This window comes from Arthrobacter sp. AK01 (assembly GCF_021109375.1).
GTDB lineage: Bacteria > Actinomycetota > Actinomycetes > Actinomycetales > Micrococcaceae > Arthrobacter.
Genome location: NZ_JAJOHP010000008.1, coordinates 57,903 through 73,584 on the forward strand (window position 1 = coordinate 57,903; position 15,682 = coordinate 73,584).

Here is a 15,682-nt window from a genome sequence, read left to right on the forward strand (position 1 = left end):
AACCCACGCCGCAACGGTAAAGTCATACCGAGCGGGACTGACAACACACATAAAGGAGACATGGTGGCTCACTTCGTGATCATGGGCTGCGGCCGTGTTGGCGCAACCCTGGCGCACACCTTGGAGGATGCGGGCCACTCGGTCGCCATCATCGACCAGGACGAGCGGGCCTTCCGCCGGCTGCGCAACACCTTTACCGGGCGCAAGGTCACCGGCGTCGGCTTCGACCGGGACACCCTCAAGCAGGCGGGCGTGGAAGAGGCCTACGCCTTCGCTGCCGTCTCCAGTGGCGACAACTCAAACATTTTGGCCACGCGCGTGGCCCGCGAGACATTTCATGTTGCCCATGTTGTGGCACGAATCTACGATCCCGGACGCGCCGAGATCTATCAGCGCCTTGGTATCCCCACAGTCGCAGCCGTCCGTTGGAGCGCCGACCAGGTCCTCCGCCGCATACTTCCCGAGCAGCATTTGGCCGGCGACTACCGCGAGCCATCAGGCCGCCTTGTGTTGGCCGAAGTGGACCTGCACGAAGACTGGATCGGGCACAGCCTCAGTTCCATCGAGGCAGCCTCCGGAATCCGCATCGCCTTCCTCACCCGGTTCGGTGAAGGCCTGCTGCCCCAATCCGGGACGGCATACCAGGAGGGCGACACGGTCCACGCGATGCTGAGCCTGGACCGAACGTCCGAGATCAGCCGGATCCTCGCCAAAGCACCCGCCAAGGAGTCTTAGTGAAAGTTGTCATCGTTGGCGCAGGAAGCGTCGGCTCGTCCATTGCGCGTGAGCTGCTCGCCCACAAGCACCAGATTCTCCTCATCGACCTGAAGCCCGAGGTCATTGGCCGCAGCGGGCTGCGGGGCGCACGCTGGTTGGTGGGCGACGCTTGCGAACTCAGCACCCTGCAGGACGCAAAACTCGAGGACGCCGACGTCGTGGTTTCCGCCACTGGCGACGACAAAGTCAATCTGGTGGTCTCCCTGCTTGCCAAGACGGAATTCGGCGTGGGACGCACTGTAGGGCGCGTGAACAACCCCAAAAACGACTGGATGTTCAACGATTCCTGGGGCGTTGACGTGGCCGTTAACACCCCGCAGCTCATGACGGCGCTCGTAGAAGAGGCCGTTGAAATCGGCGACATCGTCCGCCTGCTGACACTCCAGACAGGCGTGGCATCGATCGTGGAATTCACCGTTCCGCATGATTCCCACGTCATCGGCAGCACGGTGGGTGGGATCGACTGGCCCGAGGACGCCACGTTGGTTGCGATTCTGCGCGACCAGGCGCCGATCACGCCTACCCGGGATGACGTGCTTGACGGTGGTGACGAGCTCTTCTTCGTCACCACCATCGCAGCTGAGGACGGCTTGCGGGCACTTTTGTCACCGGCTTCCGACGACGGCGGGGAACCTCGTGAGGGCGCCCCCGAAGCTGCCGATCAGTCCGCTGAGGACGACGGCTTCGACGGTTGAGGTGCCGGCTTGGTTACCAGCCAGGCAACCCATAGTCCCAGGATGTACAGCGGGGCGCCCATCAGGAGCCTGGTGGTCGCCAACGCTGTCAGGCCAGCCTCACCCATGAAGTACAACGGCACCTGCACCACTAGGCGCAACGCCAGCACCGCCACGACGATCCACGTGCCCAGTTTGTAGGCCCGTAGCCTTTCCTGATCTTTGCGCCACTCGAGTCCTTCGTTGCGCACGAAGCCGAAGAGCAGACCGGCTATGGGCCACTTCAGCACGATGGACAGCACCATGGCGGCTATGTAGGCAATGTTCGTGAAGAATCCGAGGACATAGAAGTCTTCGGCCTTGCCCGTGGTGTTGGCCAGCCAGGCAGAAATTCCAACCCCCACCACGCCGGCAAGTGCTTGGGTCAGGGGGCGCCGCTGGATCAGCCGGACCACCGTGAAGACCGCGGCAGCAGCCAACGCTGCAACCAAGGCAGGGGTCAGGTCCCGGGTGACGGTGAAAGCTACCAGGAAAACCAAGCCCGGAAGGATGCTCTCGGCAATGCCTTGCCATCCGCCAGCTGACTTCAGCATGTCCACGTGGCCCGCGCTGTTCCTGTGGAGGCCGGCCTTTTCAGCGTACCCGGCGGCGATATCGGACACACTGGGACCTTCCACGGCGGGTTTTGCGGCGTCACGCCCGGGTGCTGTTTGGTCTTCGGGAACAGCATCCCCGGTGTTCTGCGGTTCTGATCCGTTGGCCACGGTCATAGGTGCTCCTGACGGGAAAGTATTTCGTAGCGTGGATTGAACATGGCCGGCAGTCCGTCGACTTGTGTCACCATGCCGTTCAGGCGAAGCTGCACACCGGCTTCGATGCCTGGAACCCGCAACCTGCCCAGCCAGATAACGCGAAGGCGGTCATATGGCCTCCTGGCTCCCCCGGGTGGCGGTTGGGTTCCGGGCCGCAAGGCATCGACAACCACAGCCGAGAAGAACGGCTGTTCACTGGGCGGCTGGTGCGTCACCGATTCGATGAATCCGGTGCATACCGCCCGGCCCCGTGCTGGAAGATCACGCACTCCGTCGGCTTGGGGCCACCGGTCGGCTGCCCCGTTGTGACCTGGCGTGTCAGCCAATCTGGGTGATCTCCGGCCCTCGCTCCGGCTGCTCCATCACGGGGGCACCTTGCGGGGCGCCGGCTTGCCCGGGCACTGCAGCGTCCTTGGGCAGGCGGAGCTGGAGAAGTTCCCGGGGCGGCATCGGGTTGTCGCCACGGACAACGACCACACGGCGGAAAAGCTCTTCCAGACCCGTAGCGGCCTCACGTTCCAAGGCAGCCGGTCCTCCAAGGACACCACGGAGGAACCAGCGCGGCCCGTCCACGCCCATAAAGCGGGCTGCCCGGAAGCCGCGGCTGCCATCGGCGGCTTCGGCTGGCAGCTTCGCGACGAGCTCAGTACCGAAGGTCCCGGAGATTTCTTCCGTTTCCCCGCCCTGGCTCGTCACGGACTGAGTGATCTGTTCCCGGATCTCGTCCCACAGGCCTTCGGAACGGGGGGCCGCAAACGCCTGGAGCTGCAGGCTGGAACCGTTGAGGTCCATGGTCACTGCCACCACGCGTTGGGTGGCTTCTTCCACTTCAAGCCTCAGCTGGAGACCTTCGGCCGGTGCGATCAGGAGCGCACCGAGGTCGACGTAGCCGTCATGGTCCTCGATCTCGTCTATGTCCAAGGGGCCTTTGGCGAGCCGGAAATCACCAGGCGTGCCTGCCTGGCCTGATTCCGGGCCTTGTGCCTCGACCCCCGGTTCCCCGACGGTGCCGGCCGATTCCGACCGATCGTCCTTGGACTTCTTGCCGCGCCCAAAAAGCATTGGGTTTTCTCCTTAGTAGTGGTCTATCCCCAAGTAAACCGCAACCACGATAAACCGCGATAACCCACGCCATTGAGGCAAGCGGTAGCCTGCGACACGCGGCGGGTTCAGCAGTTTGCTTAGGCTTTCGGGGCGCTAAAGCCGCCAGTGGACCCGAAGCCGCCGGATCCCCGAACAGATTCAGACAGTTGGTCAACGGTCACGAAACGCGCGTATTCGACGCGCTGAATCACCATTTGTGCAATTCTATCGCCGCGTTTGAGGTCAATGGCATGGTTTTGGTCGGTGTTCAGCAGCGTGACTGCGATTTCGCCACGGTAGCCTGCGTCCACAGTGCCTGGAGCGTTCACCACGGTGAGTCCATGCTTGGTGGCCAGGCCTGAACGGGGGTGGATGAGCGCCACAAATCCGTCCGGCAGTGCGATGGAGACGCCGGTGGGAACGAGTTTGCGTTCACCGGGGGCGAGGTGCACATCCTCACGGGCCCGGAGGTCCGCGCCTGCGTCGCCTGGGTGCGCGTAGGACGGGGCTTCCAAACCGCCGTCGAGCATTTTCAGCTGCACGTCCAAAGTAGGTGCGCCGTAGGCTGCGCGGGCATCACCTGCCTCCACGGCTGAAGGGGCGGCGTCTGAACTGAATACTGCGGTCTCATTGCTCACAGTGGTCCATTCTACGGGGAGCGGCCACCAGCAGGACCGCCCATGTCAGCGGCAGGCGTGACCCTGGGCGCCGCGGCAGTCCACGGCCCGATAAGCTGGAGGCATGCCTACGCCTGACCAGTCCTCCCCTGTGCCTGCCCGGAACACCCCCTCAGCCTCCGAGGTCCTGTACACCGAAAAGCTGTGGCCGTCAGTGTGGATCTGGGTTGTGGTGGTTGGCCTGTCGGGCGCGGGCGTCCTGATGTTTGGCCCCATCAGCGCAGCCACGGGCATCATTGCCGCCCTGGTCCTGCTGGCCATCATGACCATCATGTTGGTGCTCTCCACGCCCACCATCACCGTCACTGCCGACACGGTCCGGGTTGGCAGGGCAAGCATCGACCGCAAGTTCGTAGGCTCTGTCCAGGCCTTCAAGAAGGCGGAAGCTACAGCCGAGCGGGGCCCGCGCCTCAATGGACTGGCCTACATGTGCTTCCGTGGCTGGATTGACCCTGTGGTCAAGATTGAAATCACGGATCCAGCTGACCGTACTCCGTACTGGCTCGCGTCGTCCCGCCGGCCCGATGAGCTTGTCACCGCCCTGAGCGCCCCGCGGGACTAACACCGGCCGGGACAGTACACCTAGCTCTCGCACTCCTTGCAATACAGGTGGCCGCCCCGCTCTGTAGCGATCTGGGACCTGTGCTTGACGAGGAAACAGTTGAAGCAGGTGAATTCGTCCGCCTGCGGTGGCATGACCTGGATAAGGAGCTCTTCTCCGGAGAGATCCGCTCCCGGCAGTTCGAAGCCGTCAGCCAGTTCGGTCTCATCGACGTCCACCGCGGAGGATTGCTTCCCCGACTGGCGCGTCTTAAGTTCCTCAAGGGAATCCTCACTGACGTCTTCCTCGGTCTTTCGCGGAGCATCGTAATCGGTGGCCATGGTCCTTCCTCATCCTCCATACACGCTGTGGGTGGGATACCTTTTTCGGGTGGATCCCGGCGGTACGTCCGCCGCCGGTGTAAGGGTGCAACGCCGGACGCCCCGGATTTGTGCCCGATATCGGCCAGATTGTCCTCCCACGGTTTGGAAAAGTCCATAGTCCCTGCCTTGGCCCGAAAGTACTCCGGATCATGCCGCTTTCACCGGAATATCACGGCACGCCCTCGTTCCTAGTAGGAAAACACCCCGACGGGTGGCAGAGTTTCGAATGTCAGTTATGCCATGTGGTGGAGGGTGTTATGCAGGATCTACGACTGGTAGGCGTCCACGACGACGGCGGGCATCTGCTATTGAGCGGCCCCGGCGGTGCGATGTTCCAGCTTCCGATCGACGAGGCTTTGAGGGCCGCGGCGAGCCGGACCCCTGCCCAAGTGGCGGCCCGTGCGTCAAACACACCCATCGCCATGTCTCCCAGGGATATCCAGTCCAGGATCCGCAGCGGAGCTACGGCTGCGGAAGTCGCGGAACTGTCAGGCCTCCCCCTTGCCAACGTCCAGCGTTACGAAGGCCCGGTCCTCGCGGAGCGTGAGTACGTGGCCCGCCAAGCACGGAACATCGAGGTTGCCTCCCCTGCCCCCGGCCACGACATCTATCGCTCGGCGTTTGGCGACAACCCGGCCACCCTGGGCGAAATGGTGGACCACAGGCTCGCTGCCCACGGTATCGATTCCTCCACGGTCGAATGGGACTCGTGGCGCCGCCCAGACGGTTCCTGGACCGTCGTCGCACGTTTCGAAACCGTTCCTGGCACCCACGGGAGCATCGGCGAGGAACCTCCCGCCATGTGGACCTTCAGCCCGCAGCGCAAGTCATTGCAGAACGCCAACCGCTGGGCCCAGCAGCTCAGTGAACTCGAACCGTTGGATGGACCTGTCCCAGCCCGCAGGCTTGCGGCCGTCTCGGACCGGCCTTTCGACTTTGAATCGGACGCCGAAACGGCCGCCCGCGCCTCGGCGAAAGAATCGGACAGCCTCCTGGAAATGCTCCGTTCGCGTCGCGGCCAGCGCCTGGGCGTGGACGAGGATGCGGACGACGCCCTCGCTGTCCTGCTGAGCAATGTTCCCGCCGCCCACCCGCGGCCGGGTGAGGAACTGGATGAAATCCACGAGGAACCCGCCGCCGCAGACCCCGAACCAGCCACGCCTGTTGCAGAAGAAGCACCTCGCAAGGACGGGCGGCCGTCCATGTTGTCCCGGCTGAGCCTGGCGCCCCGGCACTTCGAGTCACACGACACTGACGACGACGATTCGCTGAAGCTCCACGACGGCGTCAGCACCGAGACCCGCGAAATCACGGTAGTAGCCAGCCCGCTTCGTCCGGTTACGTCCCTGTCGGGCCGCAAGCCCGCTGGGCTTGACGAACTCCTGGGTGGCGGCAGCGCGCCCCGCGCCGAGGGTGAACCCGTGCGCGGAGAATCCCTACGCGGGGAATCCTTGCCGGAAGACCACAAGGACGGCACACCGGCGGATGAGTCCAAGGACTCCGACGTTTCCAAGGACATTGACGCACCTGCGGAACGTCAGCCTTCAAGGCCAAAGAGGTCCAGCATCCCCAGCTGGGACGAGATCGTTTTCGGAGCCCGCGGAGACTAGCTGGAGGCTTGGCTGCGGTGAAGCTCCCCCGCACCCGGCCATAGACAGGCATCAATGTCGAACGGCAGCGGCTGGTCTGCTCCGGCCATCAGGTTGGCGCCATGCGCCGTGACGCGACGCATGTAGTGGCGCCGGCACAATGTCTCATAGCCCACGACGGTTTCATCTCCCACGGCACCCGTATCCGGGATCCCGGAGGCTTCGTCGTCGTCGGCAGTGGGAGCTACGTCGCCCACCATTACCTGCTCGCCTTCCACCACCATGATGCCGTTCAACGTACGGGCGTTCTGCGTTGCCCGGCGGCCACACCAGCACAATGCTTCCACCTGCAGCACCTGGACTTTGTCGGCCAGCTCAATCAGCCGCTGCGAGCCAGGGAACAGCCTGGTGCGGAAGTCGGACGTGATGCCGAATGCGAAGACGTCCACTTCCATCTCATCCACCACGCGGGCCAGCTGCTCCACTTGGGCGGGCGAATAGAACTGCGCTTCATCGCAAATGAGGTAGTCCACACGGAGTCCGCTGGTGCGACGGACCACCACTTCGTCCCAAAAGTCAGTGCAGCGCTCAACCTCAACGGCGTCTGTTTGCAGGCCAAGCCTGCTGGAGATCGTAGAGTCCCCGGCACGGTCGTTGCAGCTGAAGCGGACCCCTCCACGGCCCCTTGCGCGGTGGTTGTGGTCCATCTGCAGGGCCAGGGTGGACTTACCGCAGTCCATGGTGCCTGAGAAGAAAACCAGCTCAGCCACGTTTGCCCTTCTTTCCTGCGGCGGGGAAGCACAGCAAGGGAACTTCGCGCTCGGCTTTGGTCAACGAGCCGTGTTGGCCCACTACCTCCAGCGATGTGGGCCGGGCACGGCGGGTGTCATAGAGCGCCAAGGTGTCGCGGGCGGCGATCATGACGTCGCCGATGCGGGGTGACACTTCCGGGCGGACCGCACCGAACAACCCGGCGTCCACGGCCTGGTCCCGGGTGAAGGCCCAGATCCGTTCGCCAAAACGACTGCGCCAGGCAGCGATGAGGGCGGCCCGGTGTGCCTCCGTGGCGTCAGGCTCAAGGTAAAGATGCACCATGCGTGGCTCGCCGGCAGTGTGCCGGACTCCGGCCACCAGCGATTCGTCAGCGGAGTAGTCGATCCGCTGGGATTCGGGAACATCCAGCATGCCGTGGTCACCGGTGAGCAGGATGGTGGTGCCTGTCGGCAGCGTTGCGGAGAGCCTTTTCACAGTGGAGTCGAGTTCTTCGAGCTGGTGTTCCCACCGATCCGACTGGCAGCCGTAGCGGTGGCCGGCTTTGTCCAGCTCATTGACGTAGAAATACATCAAGGAGCGGCCGCCACCGGACATTGCTTCCGCGGCCGCGGCCGTACGTGCATGCAGCGTGGTGCCGCCAACAAAGCGGCTCCCCCGGAGCGCGGCTTGCGTCATGGGTGAGTTGCCGAACTGCGGCAGGCTGACTGTCACGACGTCCAGTTCTGCCGCGAGGCGTTCAAAGATGGTCGCATGGGGCTGCCATTTCACCGGGTCCACCTGTGAGTCCCAGTTTCCCAGGAGGTTGACTACCTTGTCCTGCGCCGGATCAAGGACGTCATAGCCCACCATGCCATGTTGCCCGGCCGGCAAACCGGTGCCCAGGCTCGCGAGGGACGCGGCCGTTGTGCTGGGGAATGCCGAGTCGATCCACTGCGGGGTGTTTCGTTGCCCGTCGGCGAGAACTGAGCGGAGGAATGGCGTGTGGGAGACCCTCGACTTGAGAAGGTTCCGACCCAAACCATCGGCCAGGACAACACAGACGCGCTTCGATGACGGCAACTGGAGGTGGTTGGTGAAGCCGGGCACTCCAAGCGCTGCTGCGGAACTTGTGAAAACTTCCGCGATGGATTTGCTCCCGAACAGCGGTGCCGAGGGAACATCGGTCGCCGACGCACTCCCGGAAGAGGCGTCTCCGTGCCCCTGTGCGGTTTCCCTCAACGCTGGTGTCCGCGGCTCAGGCGGTTGCTGAAGACGCCCGAACGCGGCCGTGGAGCGGGGATGCTGGGGTGCTGGACAGGAGTTGGATTACCCGTATTGACGGCGCGTAGGGCGCGGGCAAAGAGCTTGGCATCCTGGACCGCCTGCAGTCCATCTGCTTCAGCGCTGATGCGCAGCACAATGTCTTCCTGCGCGATGGTTCCGCTGTAACCGTGGTCGGCCTCGCATTGGGGGTCTCCGCAACTCGCCGGCCCCATGTCCAGGCGCTGCCCGCCGGACCACGCGATGGAGACCGTGAGCTCCCGGACAGGATCGGAGGGCTTGTAGTCCTGGGGTTGGGAGTACATGTAGCTCAGGACCACCGAGCGGATCTGTGCCACCGGTACGGACTCCGTGGAAATCTGCGCGACGATCTGCTCGCCGGCTTCATCCAGCTGCTGGTCGTCAACATGGGTGATCACCAACATGTCTTCGGTGAGCACCAACACGGTGATATGCCTGCGGACCTCGGCGCGGTCGAAGTGTGTCTCCAGATGGACCAGGTGGGAAAGGCACTCCCGGCCGTCCAGGGCGTCGTCGACGACGTCGGCCACCAACCGCGGGTAAAACCCTGCCTGCTGCAGCGCCTGGTCCAGGCTCTGCCCCTGCGAGCTGTGGTTGTGCGCTGGGTGGTGCCCGGTGTTGGACGGGCGTGATTGAGGCGTCGGAGACTGGGTGCTCATTCCCCCATTTTCACAGATCGCTTGATGACTTCCTAACCGCCTGCTCCGCCCTGTGGCTAACTTCGCATGGCACGGCGAGCGCTGTCGGTACGCTGCGCGGCATTGCCGATCCAGACCTCGGCGCCGAGGATTGTGGCGCCTGAGGGACCGGCCAGGACGGGATTGAATTCCACGAGTGCAATTCCCGGGTGGTCATCCTTCAACTTGGCGAGCCTGGAGGCGATGTCCTCCAAGGCGGCCACATCCACGGCAGGCAGCCCCTGGTAACCGAACAGCTTCCGGGAGGCCCTCGGCGAACGGATGACGTCATGCAGGTCCGCAGCCGAGAGCGGCGGGACCCGGTGGGCCCAGTCGTCCAGCAGGTTTACTGCATCGCCTGCCAATCCAAAGGAAAGCACAGGTCCCAACAACGGATCCTCCATGGCGCGGAAGGTGCAGGCCTGTCCCACCGGAGCCATGGCCTGAACCTCCAGCGACGGTGATCCGTAGGGTTCCAGCGCGCGCCGCATCTGCGCAACGTTCTGGCGCAGCGACTCAGCGTCCTGGATGTCCAGCCGCACACCGCCCAGGTCCAGTCGGTGCCGGAGCGCAGGATCGGTGGTCTTCAGGACCACGGGCCAGCCCACTGAGTCCGCCGCTTGCACCGCTTCATCCGGGGTGCCGAATCCAAGCGTTGGCACCACCTTGATTCCGTAACCCGCAAGCAGTGCCGCGGCAGCACCGGCGTCGAGCTTCCTGATCTTTTCGCCGGTGACACCGGCCAGCATTGCCGTCAGCGCTTCCCGGGTGCCATCCACGTCGCAGCCGTCCGGTTCGACGAACAAGCCCTGGTCCCTGTCACGCCACTGGGCATAGCCAACAATCGCGGCCAACGCTGCCACTGCGGCGCCGGCGTTCGAGTAGCACGGAAGCACGGGGCTGCCCGCAGCACCTAGCATCCCTTCCACATGCATGGAGGGGTCAAGAATTCCGGTGAAGGCCGCAACAACCGGCTTTCCAGCCTCCGCTGCACATTCAGCCAGGACACCGGCCAACGCTTCCACCGTGAGCCCGCGGGCAGGGAGAAGGGCGGCAATCACCGCGTGGACGGAGTCGTCGGCGAGGCTTTCCATGAGGCTGTTCCGAAGTGCCGGGAGCGCAAGCGACATGCCGGCGTCGAGGTCAACCTCCGTCACCAAGCGGCTGACGTCCAGTCCAAGGGGTCCTGCGCTGTCTGCCACCACTTTTCCGAGGGCTACCGAGTTGGAATAGACGGCGACGCCGGGGCCCTGCGGCAGCGCCTGGGATGAAACGATCTGGGCGATGTCCATGAGCTGTTCAATGGTCTCAACCCGGATGACGCCGGCCTGGCGCATCATGGCATCCACTGCGGCAGCAGGCGCCTGGGTGGTGCGCACTTCATGTCCGGGGGGCAGGCTCAGGCCCGTCACGTCCGACTTGGCAACGATCACCGGCTTGCTCCGGGACAACCGACGCGCCAGGCGGGAAAACTTACGGGGGTTACCGATGGACTCCAGGTACAGGCCCACGGCGGAGGTATCGGCGTCGTCCTCCCAGTACTGCATGGCGTCGTTGCCGGAAACGTCGGCGCGGTTTCCGGCCGAGAGGAACGAGGACAATCCGAGTCGTCGGCGGCTGGCTGCCGCATACACGGCAATGCCCACAGCGGCCGATTGGCTGAACAGGCCCAGGCTCCCCCTCGGCGGCATGGTGGGCGCCATGGATGCATTGAGGGATACGGACGGGTGGGTGTTGAGTATTCCGAGGGACTCCGGGCCGATCACCCTCATGCCGTTCGCCCTCGCGCGGCGCACCAACTCGTGCTGGCGCGCGAGGCCCCGCTCGCCGTCGTCGGCAAAACCGGCAGTGGCCACCACTATGCCCTTGACGCCTGCGGCAGCGCAGTCGTCCACCACCTTGGGTACTTCCTCGTAGGGCACCGCGATGATGGCCAGCTGGACCGGACCTGGAATTTCCGACAATTTTCCGAAGGAGACCATGCCGGCAAGTTCGAACGCCTCAGGGTTGACGGCGTAGACCGGACCCGTGAAGCCACCTTCGATGATGTGCTCGAGCAATTGATACCCGACGGTTCCCCACTTGCGGCTGGCCCCAATAACGGCCACCGACGCCGGCGACAACAAGTCGCGCACGCTGCGCGCCTCCGCGCGGTGCTCACGGGACTCCATCACGGCCCTGGATTTCTCCGTGGGGTCGATGTTGAACTCGACGCTCACCACGCCGTCGTCGAATTGCCGGGTGAGGTCATAACCGGCGTCGGCAAAGACCATCAGCATCTTCCGGTTATCGGGAAGGACCTCGGCGGTGAACCGCCGGATGCCGTTCTCGCGGGCAGCAACGGCAAGGTGCTCAAGCAGGATGGAGCCGATCCCGCGGCCCTGGTGGGCGTCCGAAATGTTGAAGGCGACTTCAGCCTCGTCGGGATCATCCAACCGGTCGTAGCGGCCAATACCCATGATTTCGCCGCCGATGGTGATCACGAAAGCCACGCGGTTGATGTGGTCAACTTCGGTGAAGCGCCGCACTTCCTTGCCCGAGAGCCGGGGTTTGAAAGAAAAGAACCGCATGTAGATCGAAGCCTGCGATTGGCCCGCGTGGAACGCCTGCAAGGCGTCGCCGTCCTCGGGCCGGATGGGGCGAAGGTGGGCTGTCCCGCCATCGCGCAGCACGACATCGGCCTCCCAATATTCCGGATAAATGCCGACGCCGGGCTGATCCACCATAGGCTTAGCCTAGCTAAAACATCCGCAGTACGACTTTCAAGGATTCACCGACCCCATGGCCCGCAGCCAATCTTCCGCACGCAAAGCCGAGCCCCTCGGCGATTTCACCGAGAACATCGTCGATATTGACGTCACTTCCGAGATGGAAGGCTCCTTCCTGGAGTACGCCTACTCAGTGATCTATTCGCGTGCCCTCCCGGACGCACGCGACGGACTGAAGCCTGTCCAACGGCGCATCCTGTACATGATGGCCGACATGGGGCTGCGCCCTGACCGTGGACACGTCAAGAGTGCCCGCGTCGTGGGCGAGGTCATGGGTAAGCTCCACCCGCACGGAGACGCCGCGATCTATGACGCCATGGTGCGCATGGCACAGGACTTCTCCCTGCGCCTGCCGCTGATCGACGGACACGGCAACTTCGGCTCGCTCGACGACGGCCCGGCAGCACCGCGTTATACCGAGGCGCGCCTGGCGGCCGCTGCGCTGACAATGACGGACCATCTCGACGAAGACGTAGTGGACTTCGTCCCCAACTACGACAACCAGCTGACCCAGCCTGACGTTCTCCCGGCCGCATTCCCCAACTTGCTGGTGAACGGCACCACCGGCATCGCGGTGGGCATGGCCACCAACATGGCGCCGCACAACCTCGTTGAGGTCATCGCCGCCGCCCGCCATTTGATTGCCAACCCTGAAGCCACCCTTGAAGACATCATGAGGTTCGTCCCGGGGCCCGACCTCCCCACTGGCGGCCGCATAGTGGGCCTGGACGGAATCCGCGACGCCTATGCCACCGGCCGCGGTTCCTTCAAGACCCGCGCCAAGGTGGAGGTGGAACAGCTTTCCGCCCGACGCACGGGCCTGGTTGTCACCGAGCTCCCCTACATGGTAGGCCCGGAAAAGGTCATCGAGAAGATCAAGGACGCCGTCAACGCCAAGAAGCTGACCGGCATCAGCGATGTGGTTGACCTGACGGACCGCAACCACGGCCTTCGCTTGGTCATTGAGCTCAAGAACGGCTTCAACCCCAACGCCGTCCTCCAGCAGCTGTACCGGTACTCGCCCATGGAAGACTCCTTCGGGATCAACAACGTGACGTTGGTGGACGGCCAGCCGCAGACGCTGGGCCTCCTGCAGTTGCTGCAGGTGTACGTCGAACACCGCCTGAACGTTGTGCGCCGGCGTACCTCCTTCCGCCTGGGCAAGAAAAAGGACCGCCTCCACCTGGTGGAGGGCCTGCTGATCGCGATCGTGGACATCGACGAGGTCATCCAGATCATCCGGTCCTCCGATGAAGCCTCGGCAGCGCGTGAGCGGCTGATGTCCATTTACGACCTCACCGAGATCCAGGCCAACTACATCCTGGAACTGCGGCTGCGGCAGCTGACCAAATACTCCCGCCTTGAACTGGAGAAGGAGCAGGACGAGCTTCGCCGTGAAATCGAAGCGCTCGAAGCCATCCTTGCTTCGGATGAGCTGCTTCGCGATCTTGTATCCGGTGAGCTGGCCGTTATCGCCGAGAAGTACGGCACGCCCCGCCGCACGGTGCTCCTTGAATCCGAAGCGGTCTCCCCCACGGTGGCTGCGGCCCTCGCGGCAGCCACCCCTGGTCCCAAAGGCAAGGCCGCCGCGCTGCCCCTTGAAATTCCGGACGACCCCTGCTGGGCACTGCTCAGCGTTTCCGGCCAGATCGCCAGGACGTCCAACCAGGAACCCTTGGCCGAAGCAGGGCCGCGGGCCAAGCATGATGTCTTCCGGTCGGTCGTTAAAACCACTGCCCGCGGCGAGATCGGTGCCGTCACTTCCCAGGGCCGCATGCTGCGCCTGCAGGTGATGGACATGCCCACCCTCCCGCCGGTCTCCGGCCTGCCGAACCTCGCCGGGGGCGTGCCGGCGAAGGACTTCATCACGCTGGTCAAGGGTGAAACCCTGGTGGCGTTCGTTCCCCTGGATGCAATCCTGGCCATTGGCACGGTCCAGGGCGTCGTGAAACGTGTGCAGCCGGACTACCCGCTGAACCGCGAGGACTGGGAAATCATCGCCCTGAAGGACAAGGATTCAGTCCTCGCCGTTGAACCGGCACAAGAGGACGACGTCGATCTCGTCTTCGTGACAAGGCAGGCGCAATTGCTCCGGTTCAGCGCCTCCAACGTCCGGCCGCAGGGCCGCACGGCGGGTGGCATGGCCGGCATCAAGCTGGCCGCCGGCGATGATGTGATCCACTTCGGTACCGTGCGCGCCAACGATCCTGCCGCCGTCGTGGTGACCATTGCCGGCACCAATGGCGCCCTGCCCGGCACGGCACCAGGAACCGCAAAGGTCACAGCCTTCGACGAGTACCCAGCCAAGGGGCGGGCCACCGGTGGAGTGAGGGTGCACCGCTTCCTGAAGGGCGAGGACACATTGCTGATGGCATGGGCCGGGCACGGACCCGCCAAAGCATCATCCGCGGCCGGGGTTGCCAGGGCGCTTCCGCACGAGCACGGCCGTCGGGATGGCTCGGGCGTGCCGTTGTCACAGCCGGTAGAGGCGATTGGCCCGAGCATGGCGTGGACAGAGACCGCCGGGTAATCAGCAGTGCACGGCAAAGGCCGGGGTTGGACACTCCGGCCTTTACTGTTGCCGTGGCCTGCGGGCCACCGCATGGGCTAGCCGTTGTGGTTGAGGCTCAGAATGTTTCCCTCGCTGTCCAGGAACCATGCTGCAGCGCTGCCGTCAGGCATCGTGGCGACCCCGTCCTCGGTCTTCAATCCAGGGAAGTCGTAGTCTTCAAACGTGACTCCCTTGCCGCGGAGCTCCTCCACTGCGGCCTTGACATCGCTGACCATCCAACCCATCTGGGTGTTCTTCGCCGACCCGGCGTTGGGGGTCTGGTACACGAAGAATCCCGTTCCATCGCCGCACCTGTATTGGAGGTTGTCGTCGGCGTCCGGATTTTCGGGTTCGAGTCCGAGTTTCTCGCTGTAGTACGCGCGGGCCCGGGCGATGTCCTGTGCCGGTAGGACGGCACCAACCTGCTGATCCTTGAGCATGTTCTTCTCTTTTCCGGCTCTCCCCCCGGAACGAACTTTACTCTTGGGCGGGCAGGTAAGTAATTGGAAAACGACACCATATTTCATCGTCTGCAAAGGGGTCCGGGGCGGATCGGCTTAGACTGGCCGCATGCCGATCATCCCTGATGAAAAAGACTGGACCTGGGTACTGTCCGAACCCTGCCCCGAGTGCGGGTTCGACCCTGCCACGGTGACTCCTTCCACGGTGCCGGGCACGGTCTTGAACATGCTTCCACGGTGGAGGGCTGTCCTCCGCCGCGAGGATGCAGCTGTGCGGCCCAATGACCACACGTGGTCCAACCTGGAGTACGCCTGCCACGTCCGTGATGTCTTCAGCTTGTTTGACCAACGTTTGAACCTGATGCTGACCGAGGACGACGCCCGGTTTGCCAATTGGGACCAGGACCAGGCCGCCATCGACGGAGAATACGGTTCGGCAGATCCCCGGACCGTGGCCGACCAGCTGGAGGCCGAGGGCCAGGAAATCGCCGAGTCGTTCGCCCGCGTGGTGGAGGATGATTGGCAGCGCTCCGGAACGCGGAGCAACGGGTCTTCGTTCACTGTGCTGACGTTCTCGCAGTACTTCCTTCACGATGTTGTCCACCATCTTCATGACGTGGATGGCTAGGAATCC

Annotated in this window: 16 protein-coding genes; 6 read left to right on the forward strand and 10 right to left on the reverse strand. The window is 63.9% G+C overall.

The window, feature by feature from the left end:
• Positions 1 to 63 precede the first annotated feature (63 nt).
• A complete protein-coding gene (locus LN996_RS04460; RefSeq protein ID WP_231338995.1) occupies positions 64 to 735 on the forward strand; it encodes a TrkA family potassium uptake protein in 672 nt (223 codons plus the stop codon).
• A complete protein-coding gene (locus LN996_RS04465) occupies positions 735 to 1,472 on the forward strand; it encodes a TrkA family potassium uptake protein (protein ID WP_231338965.1) in 738 nt (245 codons plus the stop codon). The genes LN996_RS04460 and LN996_RS04465 overlap by 1 nt, the downstream gene beginning before the upstream one ends.
• On the opposite strand, the gene LN996_RS04470 is transcribed toward LN996_RS04465, so the two are convergent.
• The 4 genes from LN996_RS04470 to dut all read right to left on the reverse strand — a co-directional run bounded on the left by LN996_RS04470 (position 1,439) and on the right by dut (position 3,984).
• Positions 1,439 to 2,221, reverse strand: a complete 783-nt coding sequence (locus tag LN996_RS04470) for a DUF3159 domain-containing protein (RefSeq protein ID WP_231338966.1) — start codon at positions 2,219 to 2,221, stop codon at positions 1,439 to 1,441. The two genes, LN996_RS04465 and LN996_RS04470, sit on opposite strands and share 34 nt — an antisense overlap.
• The gene (locus LN996_RS04475; RefSeq protein ID WP_231338967.1) at positions 2,218 to 2,532 is read right to left on the reverse strand and encodes a hypothetical protein; all 315 of its coding nucleotides are present in this window, start codon (positions 2,530 to 2,532) and stop codon (positions 2,218 to 2,220) included. Before LN996_RS04475 ends, LN996_RS04470 begins: the two co-directional genes overlap by 4 nt.
• Before the next feature lie 49 nt (positions 2,533 to 2,581).
• A complete protein-coding gene (locus LN996_RS04480; protein ID WP_231338968.1) occupies positions 2,582 to 3,325 on the reverse strand; it encodes a DUF3710 domain-containing protein in 744 nt (247 codons plus the stop codon).
• A gap of 119 nt (positions 3,326 to 3,444) precedes the next feature.
• On the reverse strand, positions 3,445 to 3,984 hold the full coding sequence (gene dut / locus LN996_RS04485; protein WP_231338969.1) for a dUTP diphosphatase: 540 nt from the start codon (positions 3,982 to 3,984) through the stop codon (positions 3,445 to 3,447).
• Positions 3,985 to 4,087: 103 nt separating this feature from the next.
• On the opposite strand from dut, the gene LN996_RS04490 reads away from it, so the two are divergent.
• Positions 4,088 to 4,585, forward strand: coding sequence for a DUF3093 domain-containing protein (locus LN996_RS04490; RefSeq protein ID WP_231338970.1), 498 nt, complete (start codon positions 4,088 to 4,090; stop codon positions 4,583 to 4,585).
• Positions 4,586 to 4,605: 20 nt separating this feature from the next.
• On the opposite strand, the gene LN996_RS04495 is transcribed toward LN996_RS04490, so the two are convergent.
• A complete protein-coding gene (locus tag LN996_RS04495; RefSeq protein WP_159706744.1) occupies positions 4,606 to 4,905 on the reverse strand; it encodes a DUF4193 domain-containing protein in 300 nt (99 codons plus the stop codon).
• A gap of 299 nt (positions 4,906 to 5,204) precedes the next feature.
• On the opposite strand from LN996_RS04495, the gene sepH reads away from it, so the two are divergent.
• Positions 5,205 to 6,557, forward strand: coding sequence for a septation protein SepH (gene sepH / locus LN996_RS04500; RefSeq protein WP_231338971.1), 1,353 nt, complete (start codon positions 5,205 to 5,207; stop codon positions 6,555 to 6,557).
• On the opposite strand, the gene LN996_RS04505 is transcribed toward sepH, so the two are convergent.
• The 4 genes from LN996_RS04505 to LN996_RS04520 are packed head-to-tail and all read right to left on the reverse strand — an operon-like array spanning position 6,554 to position 11,994.
• The gene (locus LN996_RS04505) at positions 6,554 to 7,306 is read right to left on the reverse strand and encodes a thymidine kinase (RefSeq protein ID WP_231338972.1); all 753 of its coding nucleotides are present in this window, start codon (positions 7,304 to 7,306) and stop codon (positions 6,554 to 6,556) included. The two genes, sepH and LN996_RS04505, sit on opposite strands and share 4 nt — an antisense overlap.
• Positions 7,299 to 8,528 carry an alkaline phosphatase family protein gene (locus LN996_RS04510; RefSeq protein ID WP_231338973.1) on the reverse strand — a complete coding sequence of 410 codons (1,230 nt, stop codon included), beginning with the start codon at positions 8,526 to 8,528 and terminating at the stop codon, positions 7,299 to 7,301. The genes LN996_RS04505 and LN996_RS04510 overlap by 8 nt, the downstream gene beginning before the upstream one ends.
• Positions 8,525 to 9,250, reverse strand: a complete 726-nt coding sequence (locus LN996_RS04515) for a DUF5998 family protein (RefSeq protein ID WP_231338974.1) — start codon at positions 9,248 to 9,250, stop codon at positions 8,525 to 8,527. Before LN996_RS04515 ends, LN996_RS04510 begins: the two co-directional genes overlap by 4 nt.
• Before the next feature lie 56 nt (positions 9,251 to 9,306).
• Positions 9,307 to 11,994, reverse strand: coding sequence for a bifunctional GNAT family N-acetyltransferase/acetate--CoA ligase family protein (locus LN996_RS04520; RefSeq protein WP_231338975.1), 2,688 nt, complete (start codon positions 11,992 to 11,994; stop codon positions 9,307 to 9,309).
• 55 nt (positions 11,995 to 12,049) lie between these two features.
• Here LN996_RS04520 and LN996_RS04525 point away from each other — a divergent pair, with 55 nt between their 5' ends.
• Positions 12,050 to 14,566, forward strand: a complete 2,517-nt coding sequence (locus tag LN996_RS04525; protein ID WP_231338976.1) for a DNA topoisomerase (ATP-hydrolyzing) subunit A — start codon at positions 12,050 to 12,052, stop codon at positions 14,564 to 14,566.
• Positions 14,567 to 14,643: 77 nt separating this feature from the next.
• On the opposite strand, the gene LN996_RS04530 is transcribed toward LN996_RS04525, so the two are convergent.
• Positions 14,644 to 15,027 carry a VOC family protein gene (locus tag LN996_RS04530; RefSeq protein WP_231338977.1) on the reverse strand — a complete coding sequence of 128 codons (384 nt, stop codon included), beginning with the start codon at positions 15,025 to 15,027 and terminating at the stop codon, positions 14,644 to 14,646.
• 130 nt (positions 15,028 to 15,157) lie between these two features.
• Here LN996_RS04530 and LN996_RS04535 point away from each other — a divergent pair, with 130 nt between their 5' ends.
• Complete coding sequence (locus tag LN996_RS04535; RefSeq protein ID WP_231338978.1) at positions 15,158 to 15,676, forward strand: DinB family protein; 519 nt, start codon at positions 15,158 to 15,160, stop codon at positions 15,674 to 15,676.
• The last annotated feature ends 6 nt before the right edge of the window (positions 15,677 to 15,682 follow it).

Bases quoted from the DNA above. Each gene is read 5' to 3' on its own strand.
- LN996_RS04470 (WP_231338966.1), bottom strand. From the start codon at position 2,221: ATGACCGTGGCCAACGGATCAGAACCGCAGAACACCGGGGATGCTGTT.
- LN996_RS04480 (WP_231338968.1), bottom strand. From the start codon at position 3,325: ATGCTTTTTGGGCGCGGCAAGAAGTCCAAGGACGATCGGTCGGAATCG.
- LN996_RS04490 (WP_231338970.1), top strand. From the start codon at position 4,088: ATGCCTACGCCTGACCAGTCCTCCCCTGTGCCTGCCCGGAACACCCCC.
- LN996_RS04495 (WP_159706744.1), bottom strand. From the start codon at position 4,905: ATGGCCACCGATTACGATGCTCCGCGAAAGACCGAGGAAGACGTCAGT.
- sepH (WP_231338971.1), top strand. From the start codon at position 5,205: ATGCAGGATCTACGACTGGTAGGCGTCCACGACGACGGCGGGCATCTG.
- LN996_RS04515 (WP_231338974.1), bottom strand. From the start codon at position 9,250: ATGAGCACCCAGTCTCCGACGCCTCAATCACGCCCGTCCAACACCGGG.
- LN996_RS04520 (WP_231338975.1), bottom strand. From the start codon at position 11,994: ATGGTGGATCAGCCCGGCGTCGGCATTTATCCGGAATATTGGGAGGCC.
- LN996_RS04525 (WP_231338976.1), top strand. From the start codon at position 12,050: ATGGCCCGCAGCCAATCTTCCGCACGCAAAGCCGAGCCCCTCGGCGAT.
- LN996_RS04530 (WP_231338977.1), bottom strand. From the start codon at position 15,027: ATGCTCAAGGATCAGCAGGTTGGTGCCGTCCTACCGGCACAGGACATC.
- LN996_RS04535 (WP_231338978.1), top strand. From the start codon at position 15,158: ATGCCGATCATCCCTGATGAAAAAGACTGGACCTGGGTACTGTCCGAA.